This window comes from Burkholderia sp. Bp9015 (genome assembly GCF_003853505.1).
Lineage (GTDB): Bacteria > Pseudomonadota > Gammaproteobacteria > Burkholderiales > Burkholderiaceae > Burkholderia.
This window is the reverse complement of record NZ_QTPZ01000003.1, coordinates 221,090-242,772: the sequence shown is the minus strand read 5'-3', so window position 1 is coordinate 242,772 and position 21,683 is coordinate 221,090. Positions and strand designations below refer to the sequence as shown.

Below are 21,683 nucleotides of genomic sequence, written 5' to 3'. Positions count from 1 at the left end.
GCTCAGGCGTTTTCCAGCACGATGCCTTCGATGATGTTCGCGACGTCCTCGCACTTGTCGGTGATCTCTTCGAGCAGTTCGTAGATCGCCTTCAGCTTGATGAGCGTCTTCACGTCGTCTTCCTCGCGGAACAGCTTCGACATCGCCGCGCGCAGCACGCGATCGGCCTCCGACTCCCAGCGGTCGATCTCCTCGCACTGCTTGAGGATCTGCGCCGACTGCTTCATGTCGGACAGCAATCCGACGGCCTGCTGCACGTGCTGCGCCGACTGCGTGACGATGTGCGCGAGCTGGCTCGCCTCGGACGTAACGGACTGCACGTCGTACAGCGACACGGCCGTCGCGACGTCTTCCATCAGGTCGAGGATGTCGTCCATCGTCGTGATCAGCTTGTGGATCTCGTCGCGATCGAGCGGCGTGATGAAGGTCTTGTGCAGCAGATCGATCGCTTCATGCGTCAGCTTGTCAGCGGCCTTCTCGGCGGTCTGCACGTTTTGCTTGTGAATCTCGGCGTCGGCGAGATTGTCGATCAGCAGTTCGAGCTCGCGGCCACCGGAAACGATGTGCTTCGCGTGCGCGTTGAAGAGTTCAAAGAACTTGCCCTCGGTGGGCATGAATCGACCGAACATGGGATTCCTGAGAGATTGTCAAACGACTGTCACGAAAACGGGCGATATTGTACCGTTTTCGGTTGCGCCGCGACGCGCGCATATGCGCGCGCCGGGATTGGATACAACGCTTGGCGAAATAAGGGTTTACAACCGGCGTAGAAGTGTTACTCGCCGTAGAAGTTCTGCGCCCCCGCAAAGTTGTCGAACTTCGTGTATTGACCCAGAAACGTGAGCCGAACGGGTCCGATCGGGCCGTTACGCTGCTTGCCGATGATGATTTCGGCCGTGCCCTTGTCCGGGCTGTCCGGGTTGTAGACCTCGTCACGGTAGATGAACAGGATCACGTCCGCATCCTGTTCGATTGCGCCCGATTCACGCAAATCCGACATCACCGGACGCTTGTTCGGACGCTGCTCCAGCCCGCGATTCAGCTGCGACAGCGCGATCACCGGCACGTCCAGCTCCTTTGCCAGACTCTTCAGCGATCGCGAGATTTCGGAAATTTCGGTCGCACGGTTCTCGCCCTGCGACGAACCCGACATCAGCTGCAGGTAGTCGACGATGATCAGGCCGAGCTTGCCGCACTGACGTGCGAGACGCCGCGCGCGCGAGCGCAATTCCATCGGGTTCAGGCCGCCCGTCTCGTCGATGAAGAGCTGCGCCTCGCTCATCTTCTGCACCGCGTGCGTCAGCTTCGGCCAGTCCTCGTCCGTCAGCCGGCCGGTACGCATCCGGTGCTGGTCGAGCCGGCCGATCGAGCCGAGCATACGCATCACGAGCTGGGTGCCCGGCATTTCCATCGAGAACACCGCGACCGGCAGCCCGTACTCGACGGCGACGTATTCGCCGATGTTCATGGAAAAGGCCGTTTTCCCCATTGACGGTCTTCCGGCCACGATGATCAGTTCGCCGCCGTGCATCCCGGACGTCATCCGGTCGAGGTCGACGAAGCCCGTCGGCGTGCCCGTGACGTCACTCGGGTTCGCGGTGTGATACAGCGTGTCGATGCGCTCGACGACCTGCGTGAGCAGCGGCCCGATCTCGAGGAAGCCCTGGTTGCCGCGCGCGCCCTCTTCGGCGATCGAGAACACCTTCGACTCGGCCTCGTCGAGCAGCTGGCGAACTTCCTTGCCCTGCGGATTGAACGCGTCGGCCGAGATTTCGTCCGCGACCGACACGAGCCGGCGCAGCACCGCGCGGTCGCGCACGATTTCCGCGTAGCGGCGAATGTTCGCGGCGCTCGGCGTGTTCTGCGCGAGGGCGTTCAGGTACGCGAGGCCGCCGACGTCGTCGGCCTTGCCGGACGTGGTCAGCGCTTCGTACACGGTCACGACGTCGGCCGGGCGCGTCGACGCGATCAGCCGGCCGATGTGCTCGTAGATGATCCGGTGGTCGTAGCGATAGAAGTCGCCCTGCGACAGGAAGTCGGCAATCCGGTCCCATGCCGCGTTGTCGAGCAACAGGCCGCCGAGCACCGACTGCTCGGCTTCGACCGAATGCGGCGGGACTTTCAGCGATTCGATTTGAGGATCTTGCGGCGCGTTCATGGGTTGGGATTATCGCGAATAGATCGCAGCAGCGCTACCGCTCCGGCGATCGGGCAATAAAAAAGGCAGGCCCCGGTTGCCCGGGCGCCTGCCCTTGTCCGGACGGCGGAAGCCGCCCGGAAAGCTTGCATACGCTTACGCGTGGTCGCCGATCACGTTGATCGTGACGTCGACGACGACGTCCGTGTGCAGCGCGATCTGAACGACGTGCTCGCCGATCATCTTCAGCGGGCCTTCCGGCATGCGAACTTGCAGCTTCTCGACTTCGAAACCTGCCTTCTTCAGCAGTTCCGCGACGTCGCCGTTCGTGACCGAGCCGAACAGACGGCCGTCGACGCCCGACTTCTGCGTGATTTCGAACGACTGGCCGTTCAGCTTCTCGCCGACTGCCTGCGATGCTGCCAGCTTTTCAGCGGCGATCTTTTCGAGTTCAGCGCGGCGAACTTCGAATTCGGCGATCGCTTCCTTCGTTGCACGGCGAGCCTTGCGGTTCGGGATCAGGAAGTTGCGAGCGTAACCGTCCTTGACCTTGACGATATCGCCGAGGTTGCCCAGATTGGCGACTTTTTCCAACAGAATGATTTGCATTCGAATTCTCCTTATGGCGTCGCCGAGTTACGCCTTGTGCTGATCGGTGTACGGCAGCAGCGCGAGGAAACGCGCACGCTTGATTGCCGTGTCGAGCTGACGCTGATAGTGCGCCTTCGTACCCGTCAGACGCGCCGGCGTGATCTTGCCGTTTTCGCCGATGAAGTCCTTCAGCGTTTCCGTGTCCTTGTAGTCGATCTGCTCGACGCCGGCAGCCGTGAAACGGCAGAACTTCTTGCGCTTGAAGAGCGGGTTTTGTTGCTGACGACGCTTGTCGAATTTCTTACCAGTCGGGCGGGCCATGATTTCAGTCCTTTCCTATGTCCTGCAATGCAGTGATGTGAAACACCAAGGTTCTCGCGTTGCGGCTCTTCTTTGCCAGGAAGCCCGTGAACAGCGTTTCGACGCCCATTTCACGACGCTCCAGCTTGCCGCTCGCCTCACCGGCCGCCACCGCCTCGATCGTCATTTCGACCTGACGGGGAATGCCTGCTTCGACGACTTCCGTGCGGTGATGCAACGTGGCGCTTGCGATCGGAACACCCGCCGGCGTATATCGCACCGGTGCGCGTTCGACGACGCTCGCCGTCAATTGCAACCTGTTCACGTGAGTGACGCGCTCCTTGATGGCTTAATGAGTGACGAACTTAAGCCTGCGCTTCGGTCGGCTGAGCTGCAGCCGCCTTCTTGGCTTCTTCGCGCTGAACTTCCTTCATCATCGGCGACGGGCCGGTCTCGGCCTTCTTCATCTTGACGATGAGGTGGCGCAGCACGGCGTCGTTGAACTTGAACGCGTGTTCGAGTTCGTCGAGCGTCGTCTGGTCGCACTCGATGTTCATGCAGACGTAGTGAGCCTTCGCGAGTTTCTCGATCATGTAGGCCAGCTGGCGACGGCCCCAGTCTTCGACACGGTGGATCTGGCCGCCGTGCGTCGTGATCGTGGTCTTGTAACGCTCGATCATCGCGGGCACTTGCTCGCTCTGATCGGGGTGCACGATGAATACGATTTCGTAATGACGCATTACACACTCCTTGTGGATTAAAGCCACCCGGGCGTCTGAACCGGTGTGGCAAGTGAGAAGCCGAAGATTCTAACCCGGATACGGGGCGCATGCAACACCGATCGACGATTCCCGACCGGATTCGGCCATGTTTTCAACGACTTGAATGGCGCCGGCAGCTGAAGCCGCTGTCGGCGCGACCGTTCTGAAATGGGGGCGGAGTCTCGAGCGCGCGCTTGCGGGCCGGCGACGCGGCCCGCCGTCACTCGCCGCGCGCCTCGCCCAGCCGCGCGTCGAGCGCCGTCCTGAACGCGACCAGCGCCGACGGCTCGGCGTCGGTCACGGCCCACCACGTCATCCCGGCCGCCTCCCAGCGGTCGAGCGCGTAGCCCTGCGACACGGTCGCGTACGGCGCGGCCTCCCGCCCGACGCCTGCCGGCTGCACGTACACGTCGATCACGTGCTGCCGGTATCGGTACACGAGCACCGCGACGCGGCGCCGCCCGACGTAGTCGAGCCGGCCGCCCGCGAGCGGGAAGCCGCTCGCCGACAGGTCCTCGACCGGCGGCGCATAGTCGAGCCGGCCGTTGAACCACGGCTTGACCGTATGCCGGTCGGTCGAGATCACGTCGATGTCGCGCGCCGACAGGCCGGCCCGCACGTGGCTCGCGACCAGTTCATCGACCGTCTGGTCGGTTGCGGCGTGGCGGGCGGACAGCGCCATCCCGGCCGCCGCCGCGAGCGCGACCAGCAGCGCGACGCCCCATCCGAGCCCGGGCAGCGCGGCGACGCCCGCCCCCGGTCCGGTCGACGCCGGGCGAGCCGCTGCGCCGCGCCCGCCCAGCCACGCGAACCAGCGGCGAGCGGTCGGCCGAGGCTGGGCCCGCGGTCGCGCCGCAGCGTCGTCCGGCGCCGGTTCCACGCGGGCCTGGCCGCGCGCGTTCGCGCCGGCCGCCGCCGGCAGCGCCGCGAGGATGCTCGCGCGCAGCGCCTCCGGCGCGCGGTGATAATCGGCCTGCCGCACGGCGCGCCCGAGCGCGACGATCCGCTCGCGTTCGCGGCGGCACGCGTCGCAGCCTTCGACATGCCGCTGGACGCGCAACGCATCGGGCGCCGACAGCTCGCGGTCGACGTCCGCGTCCAGCAATGCGCGCGCTTCGTTACAGTCCATCGATCGCCTCCGATGCGGTTCCGCTTGCCGACGCACGTCCCGGCGCGGGTTCGGGTGCCGGCGCCTGCGTGCCGGCCAGCAGCGCGGCGAGCCGACGCCGGCCGCGCGCGAGTCGCGACATCACGGTGCCGACCGGTACGTCGGCGATCGCCGCGATCTCGCGATAGCTCAGATCCTCCATCTCGCGCAGCACCAGCACCTCGCGGTATTCGGGCGGCAGCTTCGCGAGCGCCGCGTTCACCAGCCGCACGTTCTCGCCGCGCAACAGGTGCGTGAGCGGATCCTCCGTCGCCGGCTGCCAGTCGTCCGGCACCTCCGTGTCGTCGAGCGTGTCGGGCAGCGCGACCTCGTGCGCGTGGGCGCGGCGGCGCCACTCGGTGTACCAGGTGTGGCGCACGATCGTCAGCAGCCACGGCCGCGCGTTGTCGCCGCGGCACGAGTCGACGAAGCGCAGCGCGCGCATGCACGCGTCCTGGACGACATCGTCCGCGTCGCCCGCATTGCCGCTCAGCCAGCGTGCGAGGTTGTACGCGGCGTCGAGATGCGGCAGCACGAGCACGCGAAACCGTTCGCCGCGCGCGACCGCGTCGTCCTCCGCCCGTTCGTCGACCGCCTGTCCGGCTTGCCCCACATGACCTCCCTGGTCCCGGCGGCCGAAGCCGCGCCCGTTCCGCGTCCGGTGCCCGGACAGACCGGCAGCGGGCGCTCTCGATCACCTTACCGCCGCTGCGTCGAGTTTATTCCCGCACGAAGCCGATGATGCGCAAAAAAATGCCGGAAACCGCCGCGCCCGTTACGGCGTGCTGTTCCAGTAGCCGGGGCGCGCATACGCTTCGCGCAGGTAGTCGATGAAGTAGCGCACGCGCGCGGGCACGTAGCGCTGCTGCGGATAGACCGCGAGGATGTCGTAGTCCGGCAGCGCGTATTCGTCGAGCACGGTTTCGAGTTCGCCCGTTTCGAGCTGCGCGGCGATTTCCCAGGTCGAGCGCCAGCCGAGCCCGAGGCTTTCCGCGACCCAGCGATGCAGCAGCTCGCCGTCGTTGCAGTCGAGATTGCCGGCCACCCGCATCGTCACGATCTTGCCGTGGCGCTGGAAATACCAGCCGCGGTTCTGGCCGCCCTGCAGGTTGAACGCGAGACAGTTGTGCTTCAGCAGGTCGTCGAGCGACTTCGGCCGGCCGTGCTTGCGGAAATACGCGGGCGTGCCGCACACGACGCGCCGGTTCGACGCGAGCTTCACCGCGACGAAGTTCGGATCGACCGAGCCGCCGATCCGGATCGACAGGTCGTAGCCTTCGCGCACGAGATCCACGACGCGGTCGGTCAGGTTGAACGACAGCTGCATTTCCGGCTTGTCGACGAGGAAACCGGGCGCGTGCGGCGCGACGTGCTTGCGGCCGAACGCGGCCGGCGCGGACACGATCAGGTGCCCGCTGACCGCGCGCCGCCCGGCGGCCAGCTCGTTCTCGGCCTGGTCCCATTCGGACAGCAGCCCGCGGCAGCGCTCGAGGAACGCGGCGCCCTCCTCGCTGACCACCAGCCGGCGCGTCGAGCGATACATCAGCTTCACGCCGAGGCGCTTCTCGAGCGCGTCGATGCGCCGCCCGAGCACCACCGGCGACACGCCCTCCTCGAGCGCGGCCGCCGCGAGGCTGCCCGCGTCCGCGACCCGCACGAACGTCTCGATCTGCTTGAAACGATCCATTTCCCGTCTCCGTCCCGGCTCCGACACCGGCGGGAAGCCCCGTCCGGCCGTCATTCCATACTTTTAGTTTCGAAATAAGCGACTTCGGCTGATCTTATCAAACCTTTCTTGCGTCCCTAAAGTGTTCCCAACAGACCGATTCGCAAGATCCAACTATCCAAGGAGACATTCATGGCCAAGATGAGAGCCGTCGACGCAGCCGTACTCGTGCTCGAGAAGGAAGGCATCCAGACCGCGTTCGGCGTGCCGGGCGCAGCAATCAACCCGTTCTATTCCGCGATGCGCAAGTCGGGCGGCATCAGCCACGTGCTGGCGCGCCACGTCGAAGGCGCGTCGCACATGGCCGAAGGCTTCACGCGTGCCGCACCGGGCAACATCGGCGTGTGCATCGGCACGTCGGGCCCCGCCGGCACCGACATGATCACCGGCCTCTACTCGGCATCGGCCGACTCGACTCCGATCCTCGCGATCACGGGCCAAGCGCCGCGTGCGCGCCTGTACAAGGAAGACTTCCAGGCCGTCGACATCGAGTCGATCGCGAAGCCCGTCACCAAGTGGGCCGTCACCGTGCGCGAGCCGGCGCTCGTGCCGCGCGTGTTCCAGCAGGCGTTCCACCTGATGCGCTCGGGCCGTCCGGGCCCGGTGCTGGTCGACCTGCCGATCGACGTGCAGCTCGCCGAAATCGAGTTCGATATCGACACGTACGAACCGCTGCCGGTCTACAAGCCCGCGGCGACCCGCGCGCAGATCGAGAAGGCGCTCGCGATGCTCAACGACGCGGACAAGCCGCTGATCGTGTCGGGCGGCGGCGTGCTCAACGCAGCGGCCGAAGACCTGCTCGTGCAATTCGCCGAAACGATCGGCGTGCCGGTGATCCCGACGCTGATGTCGTGGGGCGCGATTCCGGACGACCACCCGCTGATGGCCGGCATGGTCGGCCTGCAGACGTCGCATCGCTACGGCAACGCGACGATGCTCGCGTCCGACTTCGTGCTCGGCATCGGCAACCGCTGGGCGAACCGCCACACGGGCAGCGTCGAGGTCTACACGAAGGGCCGCAAGTTCGTGCACGTCGACATCGAACCGACGCAGATCGGCCGCGTGTTCGGCCCGGATCTCGGCATCGTGTCCGACGCGAAGGCCGCACTCGAGCTGTTCGTCGCGGTCGCGCAGGAATGGAAGGCCGCCGGCAAGCTGAAGGACCGCAGCGCCTGGGTGTCCGAGTGCCAGGAACGCAAGCGGACGCTGCAGCGCAAGACCCATTTCGACAACGTGCCGGTCAAGCCGCAGCGCGTGTACGAAGAGATGAACAAGGTGTTCGGCCGCGATACCTGCTACGTCAGCACGATCGGCCTGTCGCAGATCGCCGCCGCGCAGTTCCTGCACGTGTTCAAGGCACGCAACTGGATCAACTGTGGCCAGGCCGGCCCGCTCGGCTGGACGATCCCCGCCGCGCTCGGCGTGCGTGCGGCCGACCCGCGCCGTCCGATCGTCGCGCTGTCCGGCGACTACGACTTCCAGTTCATGATCGAGGAACTGGCCGCCGGCGCGCAATTCAAGCTGCCGTACGTGCACGTCGTCGTGAACAACTCGTACCTCGGCCTGATCCGCCAGGCCCAGCGCGCGTTCGACATGGACTACTGCGTGCAGCTCGCGTTCGACAACGTCAACGCACCGGAGCTGAACGGCTATGGCGTCGATCACGTGGCGGTGGCCGAAGGCCTCGGCTGCAAGGCGCTGCGCGTGTTCAAGCCGGAAGAGATCGAGCCGGCGCTGCGCCAGGCGCAAACGCTCGCGGAAGAATTCAGCGTGCCGGTGGTCGTCGAAGTGATCCTCGAGCGCGTGACGAACATCTCGATGGGCACCGAAATCGACGCGATCAACGAATTCGAAGAGCTCGCCGAAAAGGCCGAGCACGCGCCGACCGCGATCTCGATGCTCGACTGATCCGCACGCCATTTTTTGACTGACCGACCGAAGAGGCTTAGCTCATGCCGAAGTTTGCTGCAAACCTGACCATGCTGTTCAACGAAGTGCCGTTCCTCGACCGCTTCAAGGCGGCCGCGGACGCGGGCTTCGACGCCGTCGAGTTCCTGTTCCCGTACCCGTACGCGAAAGAGGAACTCGCCGAGCGGCTCGAGACGCACCGCCTGCGCCTCGTGCTGCACAACCTGCCGGCCGGCAACTGGGACCAGGGCGAGCGCGGCATCGCGTGCCTGCCCGATCGTGTCGGCGAGTTCCAGGAAGGTGTCGGCCGTGCGATCGAGTACGCGAAGGCGCTCAAGGTGCCGCAACTGAACTGCCTCGTCGGCATCCCGTCGGCGAGCACCGCGCGCGACAAGACCTTCGTCACGATCGTCGACAACCTGCGCTTCGCCGCCGATGCGCTGAAGCGCGAAGGCATCCGCCTGCTGGTCGAGCCGTGCAACGGCTTCGACATCCCGGGCTTCGCGCTGAACCGCTCGTCCGAAGGGCTCGACGTGATCCGCGCGGTCGGCTCAGACAACCTGTTCCTGCAGTACGACATCTATCACATGCAGCGCATGGAAGGCGAACTGGCCGCGACGATCGAACGCAACCTCGCCTCGATCGGCCACGTCCAGCTCGCGGACAACCCGGGCCGCAACGAGCCGGGCACGGGCGAGATCAACTACGCGTTCCTGTTCGCGCTGCTCGACCGGCTCGGCTACGCCGGCTACGTCGGCTGCGAATACAAGCCCCGCACCACCACGACGGAAGGGCTCGGCTGGTTGCAAAGCGTCGCCGGCTGCGCACCGGGCTCGGCGCGTCGCGCCGCCTGAGATCCGCTCTTCCCTTTCGCCCCTATAGGAGACTTTCACATGGCAACCATCGGTTTCATCGGCCTCGGCATCATGGGCGCGCACATGGCGCGCAACCTGCTCAAGGGCGATCATCAGCTCGTCGTGAACGGTGCGTTCCCGATTCCCGACGACCTGCGCGCGAGCGCGAAGGTCGTCGCGAACTCGACCGAAGTCGCGCAGCACGCCGACATCATCATCTCGATGGTGCCGGACACGCCCGACGTGCGTAACGTGCTGTTCGCCGACGACGGCGTCGCGAAGGGCCTGAGCGCCGGCAAGCTCGTGATCGACATGAGCTCGATCTCGCCGCTCGACACGCAGGAGTTCGCGAAGCAGATCAATGCGCTCGGCTGCGACTACCTCGACGCGCCGGTGTCCGGCGGCGAAGTCGGCGCGCGCGAAGCGACGCTGACGATCATGGTCGGCGGCCCGGAGAAGGCGTTCGAACGCGCGAAGCCGCTGTTCGAGAAGATGGGCAAGAACATCACGCTCGTCGGCGAGAACGGCGCGGGCCAGACCTGCAAGGTCGCGAACCAGATCATCGTCGCGCTGAACATCGAGGCGGTCGGCGAAGCGCTGCTGTTCGCCGCACGCTCGGGCGCCGATCCGGAGCGCGTGCGCCAGGCGCTGATGGGCGGCTTCGCCGCCTCGCGCATCCTCGAAGTGCACGGCGCGCGCATGACCAAGCGGACGTTCGATCCCGGCTTTCGCATCGAGCTGCACCAGAAGGACCTGAACCTCGCGCTCGACGGCGCACGCAAGCTCGGCCTCGCGCTGCCGCACACGGCGAGCGCGCAGCAGCTGTTCAGCGTGTGCGCCTCGCACGGCGGCAAGGCATGGGATCACTCGGCACTCGTGCGTGCGCTCGAGATCATGTCGAACTTCGAGATCGGCCAGACGCCGGCCGCGTAACGCGGACGCAACGACGCGCGTTTCGCTGCAACGGCGGAACGCGCGCGACGAATACAAGCGGTCCGGTCACGGCCGGTCGCATCGATGCGCGACGATGCGCGCATCACGGTGGGGCGCCCCGCCGCGTATCGCCGAAACGCGTGCGCGACGGGGCGAAAAACGCCGCTCTGGGCTGAGAGCGGCGTGGTGGGGTCCGCAGCGGCACCCGGCGGCGCCGGGGAAGCCTTGGTCGGTCAGACGTCGTCGTCGGGTGTCCGCCTGTCGGATTTCGCGTATTACATTTCTTTACGTTCACGCGTGCGATTTTTCATGCAATCGTCGCGTTGAACGCCTACACTTTCGCCACGCCTTTCGAGAAAACCGCCGCGCTTGGCGCTCGCTCCGGTGAGCGCGCCCAGCGCGGTGTTTTTTTCGCCACTTCACGGCGCGTTTTCTTTTCAACCACCTAGGGAGTGCAGCGATGGGTCTTCTTTCGTTTATCAAAGAGGCGGGTGAAAAACTGCTGGGTCACGCCGATGCGCAAGCAGCGGAAGATCCGAATGCCGCGAACCAGACCGCGGCCGACGCGATCAAGAACTACATCGGCACGCAAGGTCTCGACACGTCGAACCTGAGCGTCGCGTTCGACGGCGCGTCGCGCACCGTCACGCTGTCGGGCAGCGTCGCCGATCTCGACACGAAGGCGAAGGTCAAGGTCGCGGCCGGCAACGTGCAAGGCGTCGCGGGCGTCAACGACGACGACCTGCAGCCGGACGATCAGGAAGTTCAGTACCACGACGTGAAGCCGGGCGACACGCTGTCGGCGATCGCCAAGGAAGTGTACGGCGACGCGAACAAGTACCCGGCGATCTTCGAGGCGAACAAGCCGATGCTGTCGAGCCCGGACCGGATCTATCCGGGCCAGAAGCTCGTGATTCCGCCGCAGTCCTGAGCATTCGCGCGGCACTGACGCAAAAAAGGCAGGCCAACGGCCTGCCCGGACTGCTGACGAACCCCACGCTTTTCGGAGCGTGGGGTTTCGTCTTTTTGGCATCAGAGTTGCAGGCTTGCCGCGGGGCAAGCAGTCGAATCCGCCGCGCAAACCGTTCACGAGGCGCCGCTTTTTCATGCACGCCGCGCGCCGCCCGATCGGCGGCCAGCGGTCACAGCGTGTCGAATGCGCGTTGCAGCGCGTCGCGCTCGTGAATCCCGTTCGCGAGCGCGAGCATCAGCAGCACGCGTGCCTTGAACGGGCTCAGCGACCCGGCGCTCACGAAACCGAGCGCGTCGTCGTTCGCGGCGCCGTTGCGCATCACGTGCCCCGAGCCGACGCGCGACGCACGCACCACGGCGACGCCCGCCTTCACCGCATCGGCGAGCGCCGCCTGCAGCGTCGCATGGATCGACCCGTTGCCGGTGCCCGCGACGACGAGGCCGCGCACGCCGGCCGCGACGAGCGCATCGACGGCCGTGCGCGTCACGCCCGCATAGCTCGCGACGACTTCGACCGGCGGCCACGCCGCGGCGATCGCCAGTCGCGCATCGCGCGAGCGCGTCACGCGGCGCGCGAATTCGACGCGGCCGTCCTGCACCCAGCCGAGCGCGCCCAGTTCCGGCGACTGGAACGCATCGACCGCGTAGGTGCTCGTCTTCACGACGTCGCGCGCGCCGTGGATCCGGTTGTTGAATGCGACGAGCACGCCCTGGCCGCGCGCGGCCGGGTGAGCGGCGACGGTCACCGCGTTCAGCAGGTTCAGCGGGCCGTCGGACGACAGCGCGGTGGCCGGCCGCATCGCGGCCGTCAGCACGACCGGCTTGTCGCCGGTCACGACCAGATGCAGCGCGTAGGCGGTTTCCTCGAGCGTGTCGGTGCCGTGGGTGATCACGATGCCGTCGATCGCCGGATCGGCCATCAGCGCGTCGATGCGCGCGGCGAGCGTATTCCACAGCGGCAGCGCGAGATCCTTGCTGTCGATGCTGGCGACCTGCTCGGCATCGATGCGTGCGACCGACGCGAGCGCCGGCACCGCGTCGAGCAGGAAATTGACGCCGAGCGCGCCGGCCTGATAGCCGGCCGTGCTGGCGGCGTCGGGCGCGGCGCCGGCGATCGTGCCGCCGGTGGCAAGTACGGCGATGCGCGGCAGGGCCGGCGCGGACGAAGGGGATGCGGAGTTCGGAGTATTCATGGCCGCGATTGTAATGGCTCGCGGCCGGCATCCGGTAGATACGGCCGCCGCCGGCCGCCACGCATCATGGTTAGTCCCGATCACCGCGGGACGCACGCCGTCAACGGCCACGTCGCCCGCCGCGTTATAGGAATGCCGTTTTGGTGTTTTCACATTGATTTGCCATAATCGGAGCGCGCGGCGTGATGTGGCCCTGTTCCCGTTGCGCCGGGCTTCGTGACGGCGTCGATATAAAACGCAATTCACCCCATGGGAGTGTCGAAATGAAAATCCAATCGCTCGTAGCCGCAGTGCTTCTCGGCGGCATGCTGGCTTCCCCCGCTTTCGCGGCGAACAGCCAGCAGGACAAGATGAAGGCCTGTAACACGCAGGCCGCCGGCAAGACGGGCGATGAACGCAAGGCGTTCATGAAGGACTGCCTGTCGGCCAAGCCCGCGAAGAAGATGTCGCAGCAGGAAAAGATGAAGGCGTGCAACACGCAGGCCGCCGACAAGAAGGGCGACGACCGCAAGGCGTTCATGAAGAGCTGCCTGAGCAGCCAGCCGGCCGCCTGAGTTCCGGCGCTCCCGCGCGAATGCCGCGCACCGCTTCGGCGGGCGCGGCATTTTTGTTTTCGTTGCACGCGCATCGACGCACGCGATGACGCCGAATGCGTCGCCGCGCCGGCCGGCGGCACCGTCGCTGCCGTCGTCGCGACCTGCTGCGCCGCCTGCCCGCCCCGCTTCCCCAGCACGCCGTACAAATGCCGCCACATGGTGCGGCAATTCGCCGCGATTTCTTCTATGATGGCTGCAACGCGGCCCACCCAAGTACAAGAAGCGCCATCGGGCCGCCCTCGAGAGGGACGCGCACGCCGCGTCAAACGGAGGCATGGATGGCATGGAGACAACACCGCTGGTTCCGCCGCTGGCTGATCGTGATCGTGTTCTGGGCCGTGCCCGTCGCGATCGTCGCCGTGCGCGAGATCCGCGAGGAAATGGCGTACAACAAGGCCGACCTGCAACTCGCGCTGACCACCTGGCAGCTCACCGATGCGCAGCAGGCGGCCGGCGCCGCCACGAAGTGCCACGGCGATCCTGACGCGGCGCGCGCGGCCGGCTGCCCGGCCGACGTGCTGGCCGCCAACGCGGCACGCCAGCAGGCGGCCCGCGACGAATACGTCGTGCGCCGCAACACGCTCGCCGGTTATCTGTGGCACGCGTTCGTCGGCTACTGGGTCGTGCCGGCCGCGTTCCTGTTCGCGTGCGGGGTCGTGATCGCGCTGATCCGCCGCGCGTTGCGGCGCCCGCCGATCAAGCCGCCGACCCCGCCGGCGCCGCCCGTCACGCACTGACCTGCACCTGCCGGCCCCGCCGTTCCCGCCCGCCCCGGCCGTCGCGCGATGTAGCGACATATCGCCGTGCGCGCGCCGATCCGTCCGTTGGTGCGCCGCGACACCGCAAACCGATTCGGCGCCTTTTCATGCGCGCACGAAATGGGGTTGTAATCCGTTGTGATATAACTGCCGACGTGATCCGCTCCGTGAGCGAGACTCACTCCGAACGTCATCCGATGGAGAAGAACGATGCAAAAACGGAACCTCGTGCTGAAAGCCGCCGCTGCGCTCGTCGTCGGCAGCCTTGCGCTCACCGGTTGCACCACTACCCCCGACAAGCCCGACAACGCCGCGACCAACGCGTCGAAGCGTCAGGCGATCGATTCCAGCGTCGACGCCACGCTGTCGCGCATGTATTCCACGGTCAAGGGTTCGCGTGAACTCGTCGCGAAGTCGCGCGGCGTGCTCGTGTTCCCGGACGTGCTGCAGGCCGGCTTCATCGTCGGCGGCCAGTCGGGCAACGGCGCGCTGCGCGTCGGCGGCAGCACGGTCGGCTACTACAACACGTCGTCGCTGTCGGTCGGCCTGCAGGCCGGTGCGCAGTCGAAGGCGATCGTGTTCCTGTTCATGACGCAGGAAGCGCTCGACGAATTCCGCGGCTCGGACGGCTGGGCAGCCGGCGCCGGCGCATCGGTCGCGCTCGTGAAGATGGGCGCGAACGGCGCGGTCGACTCCAACACGGCTACCGCGCCGGTCCAGGTCATCGTGCTGACCAACGCCGGCCTGATGGGCGACGTGTCGATCAACGGCACGAAGGTCACGAAGCTGAAGATCTGACGCTGCGGCGTCCTCGTCCGTGCGCACCGCGCGCGGGCGATGTGCAAACGGCGATGTCCTTGCGGACATCGCCGTTCTTTTATCCGCACCCGCCGCGCGTCAGGTCGTCGAATCGATCACCTTGAAGCGCGAGCGCTTTTGCGCACGAATCAGCGACTGGTACACGTCGACGTACTGCTGCGCCATCCGCCGCGACGTGAAGCGCTCCTCGAAGCGCCGCCGCACGCGTGCGCGCGGCAGCAGGTGCAGCCGGTTCACGGCGGCCACCGCGCTGATCTCGTCCTCGACGATGAAGCCCGACACGCCCTCGTCCACCACCTCCGGCACCGCGCCGCGATTGAACGCGATCACCGGCGTGCCGCACGACATCGCCTCGATCATCACCAGCCCGAACGGCTCCGGCCAGTCGATCGGAAACAGCAGCGCATGCGCGCCCGACAGGAATTCTGCCTTCTCGTGGTCGGCGATCTCGCCGATGTATTCGACGTGCGGCAGTGCGAACAGCGGCTTGATCTCCCGCTCGAAGTACTCCTGGTCCGCCGCGTCGATCTTCGCGGCGATCCTGATCGGCAGCCCGCACTGGTGCGCGATGCGGATCGCGGTGTCGACCCGCTTCTCCGGCGAGATGCGGCCGAGGAACGCGAGATAGCGCGGCTCGACGGGTTGCGGCAGGTACAGCGTGTCGGGCAGCCCGTGGTACACGGTCGTCTGCCATTTCGCCTGCGGCAGCGGCTGGCGCTGCGAATTCGAGATCGAGATCACCGGCGCGGTGTTGAACGTGTCGAACACCGGCTGCTGCTCGGGCAGGTCGAGCCGGCCGTGCAGCGTCGTCACGAACGGCGTGTCCTGCCGGTTGAAGACCGAAAACGAGTAGTAGTCCATGTGGAAATGGAGCACGTCGAAGTCCTTCGCGCGGCGCGCGACCGTCTCCATCAGCAGCATGTGCGGTGCGACGCGGTCGCGGATCGACGCATCGAGCCGCAGCGCGCGCGGCCATACCGGTTCGAGCCTGGCCCGGGTCGTCGAATCGCCGCTGGCGAACAGCGTCACGTCATGGCCGAGGTCGACGAGCGCCTCGGTGATGTAGGACACGACGCGCTCCGTGCCGCCGTACAGCTTCGGCGGCACGGATTCGGTCAGCGGGGCGATCTGGGCAATTCTCATGGTCCACGTCTCCTGTGTCCTCGGTCGGCCGGCACGGGGGCTGGCGCACAATCCCCTCCGTGCAGCACACGGCCGGCATCGCGCCGGCCGGATATCTCATTATTATTCGCGATCCCGATGCCCGGAAGCACCGGGCTTTCATTTTATGGGTGTTGTTACAGACAGGATACATTCGCGCCGCAGGCCCGACGGCGGGCTGCCCGTGGCATGCCGCCGACGCGGCCGCGCGCGCACCGCTTTGCCCGTCAGCGCGACGGCCACTTCCACGGCGGCAGGTCGCGCGTGTCCGCATCGACGAGCACGGTCGCGCCGAGCTGCTTGTCGAGCACCAGCGACTCGCAGCCGGCCTCGCGTTCGAGCGTCGCGATGAGCCGCGCCGCATGCGACACGACCAGCACCTGCGAACGCTGCGCGGCCTGCGCGATCAGGCGGCCGAGCGCCGGCAGCAGATCGGGGTGGAGGCTCGTTTCCGGTTCGTTCAGCACCATCAGTGCGGGCGGCCGCGGCGTCAGCAGCGCGGCCGCGAGCAGCAGGTAGCGCAGCGTGCCGTCCGACAGCTCGGCCGCCGACAGCGGCCGCAGCAGCCCCGGCTGGCGCATCAGCACGTCGAAGCGGCCGCGCCCGCCCGGATTGTCGATGTCGATCGATGCGCCGGGGAACGCGTCGTCGATCGCGGCATCGAGCGCGGCCGCATCCCCGATTTCGCGGATCGTCTGCAGCGCGGCGGCCAGGTCGGCGCCGTCGTCCGCCAGCACCGGCGTGTGGGTGCCGATCTGCGACTGCCGGGCCGGCGCCTGCGCATCGGTCCGGAAATGATCGTAGAAACGCCACGACCGGATCCGCTCGCGCACCGCGATCATCTCCGGCGCGCCGACCGGATCGGCGAACTCGGTCATCATGCTGTCGAAGCTCGCCACCGGCTGCGGCACCGTGTGCCAGTCGCCCGACCCGCTGCGCGCGCGAATCTGCGCGCCCTGCCGGTCGACCAGCAGCGTCGACGGCCGCAGCAGCGCGCCGCCCCAGATGCATTCGCGCTTCACGACCGGATCGAGACGAAACATCGACGCATCGTTCTTCACCGGCAGGCCGAGATCGATCGCGTAACCGAAATCGTCGCCGGCGAAACCGAGCTTGAGGCTCACCGGTCCGTTGCGCACCGTGCCGGTCACCGGCGTGTCGCCGCTCAGCATCGCGCGCGAAAAGCGCTCGGGGCCGGCCCACAGCGTCGACGGCAGCCCGCCTTCGCGCGCGAGCGACGGAATCACGCGGCCCTGCGCGGTGTCGGCAAGCAGCCGCAGCGCGCGGTACACGCTCGACTTGCCGCTGCCGTTCGGCCCGGTGACGACGGTGAGCGCCGCGAGCGGCACGATCAGCTCGCGCAGCGAGCGGTAGTTGGCGATGGCAAGCGTCTTCAGCGCGGTCATGGAGGGGATGGCAGCAGGCACCGGCGCGCGTTCAGCGGCCTTCGGCGGCCTTCGGATCGGCCGCGGTGTTGGCCGCCGTGCTGGCGGCGGGCGGCCGCGCGTGCGGCCGTTCGGGGCTAGGCTCGCCCGGCGCCGAATCGTGCGGATACAGTTCCATCCGGCTGCGCGGCAGGCATTGCGGAAAACGCGCCTGCAGGTACGCGATCAAGCCCTCGCGCACGCGGCAACGCAGATCCCAGCACGCCGACGAGTCGGCCGCGCTGACGAGCGCGCGCAACTGCATCGTGCGCTCGGTGGCATCGGTCACCTGCAGCACCTGCACGCGGCCGTCCCACTCGGGCGCCGCATGGACGAGCCGCGCGAGTTCCTCGCGCAGCGGCGCGAGCGGCGTGCGGTAGTCGACCGACAGGTAGACCGTGCCGATGATCTCCGAGCTGTGGCGCGTCCAGTTCGTGAACGGGTTTTCGATGATCCACTGCAACGGGACGACCAGCCTGCGCTGGTCCCACAGCCGCACCGACACGAACGAGCCGGTGATTTCCTCGATGCGGCCCCACTCGCCCTGGATCACGACGACGTCGTCGAGCCGGATCGGCTGCGTGAGCGCGATCTGCAGCCCGGCGATCAGGTTGCCGAGCACCGGCCGCGCGGCGATACCGGCGACGAGGCCGGCGACGCCGGCCGACGCCAGCAGGCTCGCGCCGACCTGGCGCACGTTCGGGAACGTCATCAGCGCGGCGCCCGTGCCGATGATCACGATCAGCACCATGACGGTCCGCACGAGCACCTTGGCCTGCGTGTGGACGCGCCGCGCGTGGAGGTTGTCGGCCGCATCCATCGGATGGGCCTGGATGATCGCGTCGCCGACGCCGGCCGCGAGCCGCACCAGCAGCCAGGTCAGCGATACGATGGAGCCGACCGCGGCCGCGGCGCGCATCCCGCCCACGAACGACATGCCTTCGTCCGTCTGGATCCACAGGAATTCGAGCGCAAGCAGCGCGAGCGTGACGAGCGAAGGTTTGTCGATGTAGCGCAGGATCACGCTCATCAGCGGATACGGCTGCGCGATGCGCTTGACGATGCGTGCGCCGAGACGGTGCACGATCACGACGACCAGCACGACCATGACCGACACGATCAGCGTGCCGGACCACGAATGCAACGGCGCATCGGCGATGCGCTGCAGTTCCTCGATTGAAATCATCGGCGCCCGGGATGCTTCGGTTATGAGGCGCGGTGGCCTCGTCCTGGATGCGTCGGCGACGTCCGGGCAGCGCGCGCCCGGACCCGGTGTCAGATCAACTGCCGCCCTTGCACGGGAATGCCTTGCCGAGACCGAGCGACACCGCGGTGCTCGCGTTGTAGTCGGCCAGCTTCGGGTTCTCCGCGATGTACTTGCGCACCGCGTCGGTCATCTGCTGCGCCCGGATGTCGGGTGGCAGGCAGAAATACTGCCCGACGCGCGGCCCGGTGGTGCCGCCGATCGCGTCGATCGTGTTGTAGACGCCATCGGCAGCGCCTTCGATGTAGGCCGCGCACGACGCCCGCGACTTGACGTCCGTCTTCGCGCACAGCCGGTCGAGATCCGCGCCCGTGAAAGCCGCCGCCGACAACGGCACGGCAAACGCCGCGGCACAAAACATAGCCCGCAACATGGTGTTCCTTATGTCAATGCGGCCTCGGGCCGCTTGCTGCGCTGACCGGCGCGGCGGCCGGACGCCCGCTGCCGGCCGGATTCCGGCCGGCCGGGCGCTGCGCCACCGCGCCGAAACCGTCATTTTGCACTCTTTTGCGCATCTGCCGGCGCCGATGCACCGACGCGCACCGTCCGCTTGCTCAGGATGTCGATCGCATCCGGCGCCTTGTAGTGCTGCGCGAACTCGAGCGCGGTGATGCCGAGCTGGTTCTTCACCTGCGGATCGGCGCCCTGGTCGAGCAGCAGGTTGACCGTCGACGCGTGGTTGCCGCGCGCGGCCATCATCAGCGGCGTCGTGCCGTTCGGCGACGCGGTGTCGATATACGCGTCATGGTCGAGCAGGACCTTGACGACCTCGTCCTGGCCGTTGGTGGCCGCGTAGTGCAGCGGCGCCCAGCCCTTCTTGCTGACTTCCGCACCCTTGTCGATCAGCAGCTTGACGAGCCCGACGTCGCCGTTCAGCGACGCGAGCATCAGCGCGTTCTCGCCGGCCTTGTCTTCCTTCTCGAGGTCGATGTTCGGCGTCGTGGCGAGCGCCGCGGCGACCTTGTCGGACTTCTCGCGCGCGGCGATCACGATCAGCGGGTCGCCGTTCGGCGCGATCGTGTTCGGATCGAGCTTGCCGCTCTTGAGCTGCTTGCCGATGTCGGCGATGTCGTCGAACTTGACCGCCTTGACGACCGCGTCGAGCGACTCGGCATGCGCGCCGGCGGCGGCAAACAGGCCGCTCGCGACGAGCGCGGCGGCGACGAGGGCGCGCTTGGGCAGGTATGTGGTCGGCTTCGTCATTGTTGTGGGCTCCTTCCCTGGGTTGTCGGCTGGGCGCGCGTCGTTAGCGGGCGATCTTGAACAGCCGGAAAAAGTTCTGGGTCGTCGCATCGGCCAGCGCCTCGACGGGGATGCCGCGCTCGGATGCGATAAAGCGTCCGACATGGCTGACGTACGCAGGTTCATTCGGCTTGCCGCGATACGGCACCGGCGCGAGGTACGGCGAGTCGGTCTCGATCAGCAGCCGCTCGAGCGGCACCCGCCGCGCGACGTCCTGCACGTCGGTCGCGTTCTTGAACGTGACGATCCCCGACAGCGAGATATGGAAGTTCTGCGCGAGCGCCTGCTCGGCGACGGGCCAAGGCTCGGTGAAGCAGTGCATCACGCCGCCCGGCACGTCCGCGCGTTCCTCGGCCATGATCCGCAGCGTGTCTTCCGACGACGAGCGCGTATGGATGATCAGCGGCTTCATCGTCGCGGTCGCCGCGCGGATATGCGTGCGAAAGCGTTCGCGCTGCCATTCCATGTCGGCGATCGAGCGGCCTTCGAGGCGGTAGTAGTCGAGGCCCGTCTCGCCGATCGCGACGACTTTCGGGTGCGCGGCCAGCTCGATCAGTTCCGCGAGCGTCGGCTCGCGTGCGTCCTCGTGATCCGGATGCACGCCGACCGACGCGTACACGTTGTCGTGCGCCTGCGCGATCGCGAGCACGTCGGGCAGCGTCTCGAAGTCGACCGACACGCACAGCGCATGCGTGACGTCGTGCTCGCGCATGTTCTCCAGCACGGCCGGCAGGCGGTCGGCGAGACCCTTGAAATTGATGTGGCAGTGAGAATCGACGAACATCGTGTTTCCTGAATACGTGAGGCGGGCGCTCATGCGCTCGCCGGCAGCCGTTTCCCCTCTTCAAGGAAACAATACGCGCTCACGCGAACATTTCCCGATAACCGAGAAACAGTTCCTCGAAGACGAGCCGGGCGTTGAGCGGATGGTTCTCGACCGTCCGCTGGCGCGTCACGGCCTTCATGAAGCGCGCGAACGCATTCGCGTCGACGGCTTCCGCGCAACGCGCGAGCGCGGCCGCCTGCATCGGGAAGTAGCGCGGCGCGCCCGCCATCCGTTGTGCGAGCAGATCGTACAGCCAGCGCTGCAGCCAGCCGAGCACCAGCGGCACCGGCAGCTTCTGCAGCGTCTCGCCGCACGCGAACGGATCGCACGCGGCGCCGGCGGCGAGCTGGCCGAGCGTGAAATCGCGCAGCGGGCGGTTCTCGTCGCTCGCGAGCGCCAGCGCGGCGAGCGGCGCGCCGCCGGCTTCGGCGAGCAGCGCGCGCGCATCGTCGACGCCCTGCGCCGCCAGCCACGCCGCGGCCGCGTCGGGCGCCGGCACGGTCATCGGCCACTGCCGGCAGCGGCTGATGATGGTCGGCAGCAGCCGGTCGATGCGCGCCGACACCAGCAGGAACACGACGCCTGACGGCGGCTCCTCCAGCGTCTTCAGCAGCGCGTTCGACGCGGCGACGTTCAGCGCCTCGGCCGGATACAGCACGACGACGCGCGCGCCGCCGCGGTGCGAACCGACCCCGCAGAAGTCGAGCAGCGCACGCACCTGCTCGATCTTGATTTCCTTGCTCGGCGCGCGCGTCTTCTTGCCGCCGTCGTCCGCGTCGGCCGGCTTCGCGTCGTCGGCGGCGCCCGGCGCTTCGCCCGCGAGCGCCTCGGGCAGCACGATCCGGTAGTCCGGATGGTTGCCCTGCGCGAACCACGTGCAGGCCGCGCAGGTGCCGCACGGCTCGCCGTTCGGCTGCGGCGCCTCGCACAGGAAGCCCTGCGCGAGATGCTGCGCGAACTGCAGCTTGCCGATCCCGGCCTGGCCGTGCAGCAGCAGCGCATGCGGCCACTGCGCGCGCAGTTGCTGCAAGCGGTTCCAGTCGTCGGTCTGCCACGGATAGATCATGTGGT

General features: G+C 67.3%; 24 protein-coding genes. 7 read left to right on the top strand and 17 right to left on the bottom strand.

From position 1 onward, the window contains the following. Positions 1–2: 2 nt before the first annotated feature. The 9 genes from DIE12_RS05575 to DIE12_RS05535 all read right to left on the bottom strand — a co-directional run bounded on the left by DIE12_RS05575 (position 3) and on the right by DIE12_RS05535 (position 6,623). Complete coding sequence (locus DIE12_RS05575; RefSeq protein WP_044847234.1) at positions 3–629, bottom strand: DUF47 domain-containing protein; 627 nt, start codon at positions 627–629, stop codon at positions 3–5. A gap of 146 nt (positions 630–775) precedes the next feature. Next, entirely contained in the window at positions 776–2,158 is a 1,383-nt protein-coding gene (locus DIE12_RS05570; RefSeq protein ID WP_044847233.1) for a replicative DNA helicase, read from the bottom strand. 135 nt (positions 2,159–2,293) lie between these two features. Then, on the bottom strand, positions 2,294–2,746 hold the full coding sequence (rplI, locus tag DIE12_RS05565; protein WP_059449913.1) for a 50S ribosomal protein L9: 453 nt from the start codon (positions 2,744–2,746) through the stop codon (positions 2,294–2,296). A gap of 27 nt (positions 2,747–2,773) precedes the next feature. After that, the gene (gene rpsR / locus DIE12_RS05560) at positions 2,774–3,049 is read right to left on the bottom strand and encodes a 30S ribosomal protein S18 (RefSeq protein WP_004193360.1); all 276 of its coding nucleotides are present in this window, start codon (positions 3,047–3,049) and stop codon (positions 2,774–2,776) included. A gap of 4 nt (positions 3,050–3,053) precedes the next feature. Next, positions 3,054–3,353, bottom strand: a complete 300-nt coding sequence (gene priB / locus DIE12_RS05555; protein WP_031399239.1) for a primosomal replication protein N — start codon at positions 3,351–3,353, stop codon at positions 3,054–3,056. 40 nt (positions 3,354–3,393) lie between these two features. Further along, entirely contained in the window at positions 3,394–3,768 is a 375-nt protein-coding gene (gene rpsF / locus DIE12_RS05550) for a 30S ribosomal protein S6 (RefSeq protein WP_006755436.1), read from the bottom strand. 241 nt (positions 3,769–4,009) lie between these two features. Next, positions 4,010–4,918: a zf-HC2 domain-containing protein gene (locus DIE12_RS05545; protein ID WP_124520204.1), complete on the bottom strand. Its 909-nt coding sequence runs from the start codon at positions 4,916–4,918 to the stop codon at positions 4,010–4,012. Continuing rightward, the gene (locus DIE12_RS05540) at positions 4,908–5,549 is read right to left on the bottom strand and encodes an RNA polymerase sigma factor (RefSeq protein WP_044843634.1); all 642 of its coding nucleotides are present in this window, start codon (positions 5,547–5,549) and stop codon (positions 4,908–4,910) included. The genes DIE12_RS05545 and DIE12_RS05540 overlap by 11 nt, the downstream gene beginning before the upstream one ends. Positions 5,550–5,711: 162 nt before the next feature. Further along, positions 5,712–6,623: a LysR family transcriptional regulator gene (locus DIE12_RS05535; RefSeq protein WP_124520202.1), complete on the bottom strand. Its 912-nt coding sequence runs from the start codon at positions 6,621–6,623 to the stop codon at positions 5,712–5,714. A gap of 171 nt (positions 6,624–6,794) precedes the next feature. Here DIE12_RS05535 and gcl point away from each other — a divergent pair, with 171 nt between their 5' ends. The 4 genes from gcl to lysM all read left to right on the top strand — a co-directional run bounded on the left by gcl (position 6,795) and on the right by lysM (position 11,288). Beyond that, on the top strand, positions 6,795–8,570 hold the full coding sequence (gcl, locus tag DIE12_RS05530; RefSeq protein WP_124520200.1) for a glyoxylate carboligase: 1,776 nt from the start codon (positions 6,795–6,797) through the stop codon (positions 8,568–8,570). 44 nt (positions 8,571–8,614) lie between these two features. Further along, entirely contained in the window at positions 8,615–9,424 is an 810-nt protein-coding gene (gene hyi / locus DIE12_RS05525; protein WP_124520198.1) for a hydroxypyruvate isomerase, read from the top strand. 39 nt (positions 9,425–9,463) lie between these two features. Continuing rightward, positions 9,464–10,357, top strand: a complete 894-nt coding sequence (locus tag DIE12_RS05520; RefSeq protein ID WP_124486267.1) for a 2-hydroxy-3-oxopropionate reductase — start codon at positions 9,464–9,466, stop codon at positions 10,355–10,357. 460 nt (positions 10,358–10,817) lie between these two features. Beyond that, a complete protein-coding gene (gene lysM / locus DIE12_RS05515; RefSeq protein ID WP_044843639.1) occupies positions 10,818–11,288 on the top strand; it encodes a peptidoglycan-binding protein LysM in 471 nt (156 codons plus the stop codon). A gap of 211 nt (positions 11,289–11,499) precedes the next feature. Here the strand turns inward: lysM and DIE12_RS05510 are convergent, their stop codons facing one another. After that, on the bottom strand, positions 11,500–12,522 hold the full coding sequence (locus DIE12_RS05510; RefSeq protein ID WP_124520196.1) for an asparaginase: 1,023 nt from the start codon (positions 12,520–12,522) through the stop codon (positions 11,500–11,502). Positions 12,523–12,785: 263 nt separating this feature from the next. Between DIE12_RS05510 and DIE12_RS05505 the strand changes: the two genes are divergently transcribed. The 3 genes from DIE12_RS05505 (at position 12,786) to DIE12_RS05495 (ending at position 14,674) form a co-directional block, all read left to right on the top strand. Continuing rightward, on the top strand, positions 12,786–13,076 hold the full coding sequence (locus DIE12_RS05505; protein WP_044843641.1) for a PsiF family protein: 291 nt from the start codon (positions 12,786–12,788) through the stop codon (positions 13,074–13,076). A gap of 320 nt (positions 13,077–13,396) precedes the next feature. Further along, positions 13,397–13,855: a membrane protein gene (locus DIE12_RS05500; RefSeq protein WP_044843642.1), complete on the top strand. Its 459-nt coding sequence runs from the start codon at positions 13,397–13,399 to the stop codon at positions 13,853–13,855. A 231-nt stretch (positions 13,856–14,086) separates the two neighbouring features. Continuing rightward, complete coding sequence (locus DIE12_RS05495) at positions 14,087–14,674, top strand: YSC84-related protein (RefSeq protein WP_044843643.1); 588 nt, start codon at positions 14,087–14,089, stop codon at positions 14,672–14,674. Between the two features lie 99 nt (positions 14,675–14,773). Here DIE12_RS05495 and DIE12_RS05490 read toward each other — a convergent pair whose 3' ends face one another. From DIE12_RS05490 to DIE12_RS05460, 7 genes are all read right to left on the bottom strand, one after another. After that, complete coding sequence (locus DIE12_RS05490) at positions 14,774–15,838, bottom strand: glycosyltransferase family 4 protein (RefSeq protein ID WP_044843644.1); 1,065 nt, start codon at positions 15,836–15,838, stop codon at positions 14,774–14,776. Positions 15,839–16,083: 245 nt separating this feature from the next. Then, the gene (locus DIE12_RS05485) at positions 16,084–17,262 is read right to left on the bottom strand and encodes an AAA family ATPase (RefSeq protein WP_124520193.1); all 1,179 of its coding nucleotides are present in this window, start codon (positions 17,260–17,262) and stop codon (positions 16,084–16,086) included. Between the two features lie 31 nt (positions 17,263–17,293). Continuing rightward, complete coding sequence (locus tag DIE12_RS05480; RefSeq protein ID WP_124486264.1) at positions 17,294–18,466, bottom strand: mechanosensitive ion channel family protein; 1,173 nt, start codon at positions 18,464–18,466, stop codon at positions 17,294–17,296. Between the two features lie 94 nt (positions 18,467–18,560). Next, a complete protein-coding gene (locus tag DIE12_RS05475) occupies positions 18,561–18,917 on the bottom strand; it encodes a Rap1a/Tai family immunity protein (RefSeq protein ID WP_044843647.1) in 357 nt (118 codons plus the stop codon). A gap of 119 nt (positions 18,918–19,036) precedes the next feature. Beyond that, positions 19,037–19,747 carry an ankyrin repeat domain-containing protein gene (locus DIE12_RS05470; protein ID WP_124486263.1) on the bottom strand — a complete coding sequence of 237 codons (711 nt, stop codon included), beginning with the start codon at positions 19,745–19,747 and terminating at the stop codon, positions 19,037–19,039. 43 nt (positions 19,748–19,790) lie between these two features. Then, positions 19,791–20,570 (bottom strand): TatD family hydrolase, encoded by a 780-nt coding sequence (locus DIE12_RS05465; protein WP_124486262.1) that lies wholly within the window; start codon positions 20,568–20,570, stop codon positions 19,791–19,793. A gap of 79 nt (positions 20,571–20,649) precedes the next feature. After that, positions 20,650–21,678, bottom strand: coding sequence for a DNA polymerase III subunit delta' (locus tag DIE12_RS05460; RefSeq protein WP_044843650.1), 1,029 nt, complete (start codon positions 21,676–21,678; stop codon positions 20,650–20,652). Between the last annotated feature and the right edge of the window lie 5 nt (positions 21,679–21,683).

Coding starts and splice junctions, on each gene's coding strand:
- DIE12_RS05575 (WP_044847234.1), bottom strand. CDS start 629: ATGTTCGGTCGATTCATGCCCACCGAGGGCAAGTTCTTTGAACTCTTC.
- DIE12_RS05570 (WP_044847233.1), bottom strand. CDS start 2,158: ATGAACGCGCCGCAAGATCCTCAAATCGAATCGCTGAAAGTCCCGCCG.
- rplI (WP_059449913.1), bottom strand. CDS start 2,746: ATGCAAATCATTCTGTTGGAAAAAGTCGCCAATCTGGGCAACCTCGGC.
- rpsR (WP_004193360.1), bottom strand. CDS start 3,049: ATGGCCCGCCCGACTGGTAAGAAATTCGACAAGCGTCGTCAGCAACAA.
- rpsF (WP_006755436.1), bottom strand. CDS start 3,768: ATGCGTCATTACGAAATCGTATTCATCGTGCACCCCGATCAGAGCGAG.
- DIE12_RS05545 (WP_124520204.1), bottom strand. CDS start 4,918: ATGGACTGTAACGAAGCGCGCGCATTGCTGGACGCGGACGTCGACCGC.
- DIE12_RS05535 (WP_124520202.1), bottom strand. CDS start 6,623: ATGGATCGTTTCAAGCAGATCGAGACGTTCGTGCGGGTCGCGGACGCG.
- gcl (WP_124520200.1), top strand. CDS start 6,795: ATGGCCAAGATGAGAGCCGTCGACGCAGCCGTACTCGTGCTCGAGAAG.
- hyi (WP_124520198.1), top strand. CDS start 8,615: ATGCCGAAGTTTGCTGCAAACCTGACCATGCTGTTCAACGAAGTGCCG.
- DIE12_RS05520 (WP_124486267.1), top strand. CDS start 9,464: ATGGCAACCATCGGTTTCATCGGCCTCGGCATCATGGGCGCGCACATG.
- lysM (WP_044843639.1), top strand. CDS start 10,818: ATGGGTCTTCTTTCGTTTATCAAAGAGGCGGGTGAAAAACTGCTGGGT.
- DIE12_RS05510 (WP_124520196.1), bottom strand. CDS start 12,522: ATGAATACTCCGAACTCCGCATCCCCTTCGTCCGCGCCGGCCCTGCCG.
- DIE12_RS05505 (WP_044843641.1), top strand. CDS start 12,786: ATGAAAATCCAATCGCTCGTAGCCGCAGTGCTTCTCGGCGGCATGCTG.
- DIE12_RS05500 (WP_044843642.1), top strand. CDS start 13,397: ATGGCATGGAGACAACACCGCTGGTTCCGCCGCTGGCTGATCGTGATC.
- DIE12_RS05495 (WP_044843643.1), top strand. CDS start 14,087: ATGCAAAAACGGAACCTCGTGCTGAAAGCCGCCGCTGCGCTCGTCGTC.
- DIE12_RS05490 (WP_044843644.1), bottom strand. CDS start 15,838: ATGAGAATTGCCCAGATCGCCCCGCTGACCGAATCCGTGCCGCCGAAG.
- DIE12_RS05485 (WP_124520193.1), bottom strand. CDS start 17,262: ATGACCGCGCTGAAGACGCTTGCCATCGCCAACTACCGCTCGCTGCGC.
- DIE12_RS05480 (WP_124486264.1), bottom strand. CDS start 18,466: ATGATTTCAATCGAGGAACTGCAGCGCATCGCCGATGCGCCGTTGCAT.
- DIE12_RS05475 (WP_044843647.1), bottom strand. CDS start 18,917: ATGTTGCGGGCTATGTTTTGTGCCGCGGCGTTTGCCGTGCCGTTGTCG.
- DIE12_RS05470 (WP_124486263.1), bottom strand. CDS start 19,747: ATGACGAAGCCGACCACATACCTGCCCAAGCGCGCCCTCGTCGCCGCC.
- DIE12_RS05465 (WP_124486262.1), bottom strand. CDS start 20,570: ATGTTCGTCGATTCTCACTGCCACATCAATTTCAAGGGTCTCGCCGAC.
- DIE12_RS05460 (WP_044843650.1), bottom strand. CDS start 21,678: ATGATCTATCCGTGGCAGACCGACGACTGGAACCGCTTGCAGCAACTG.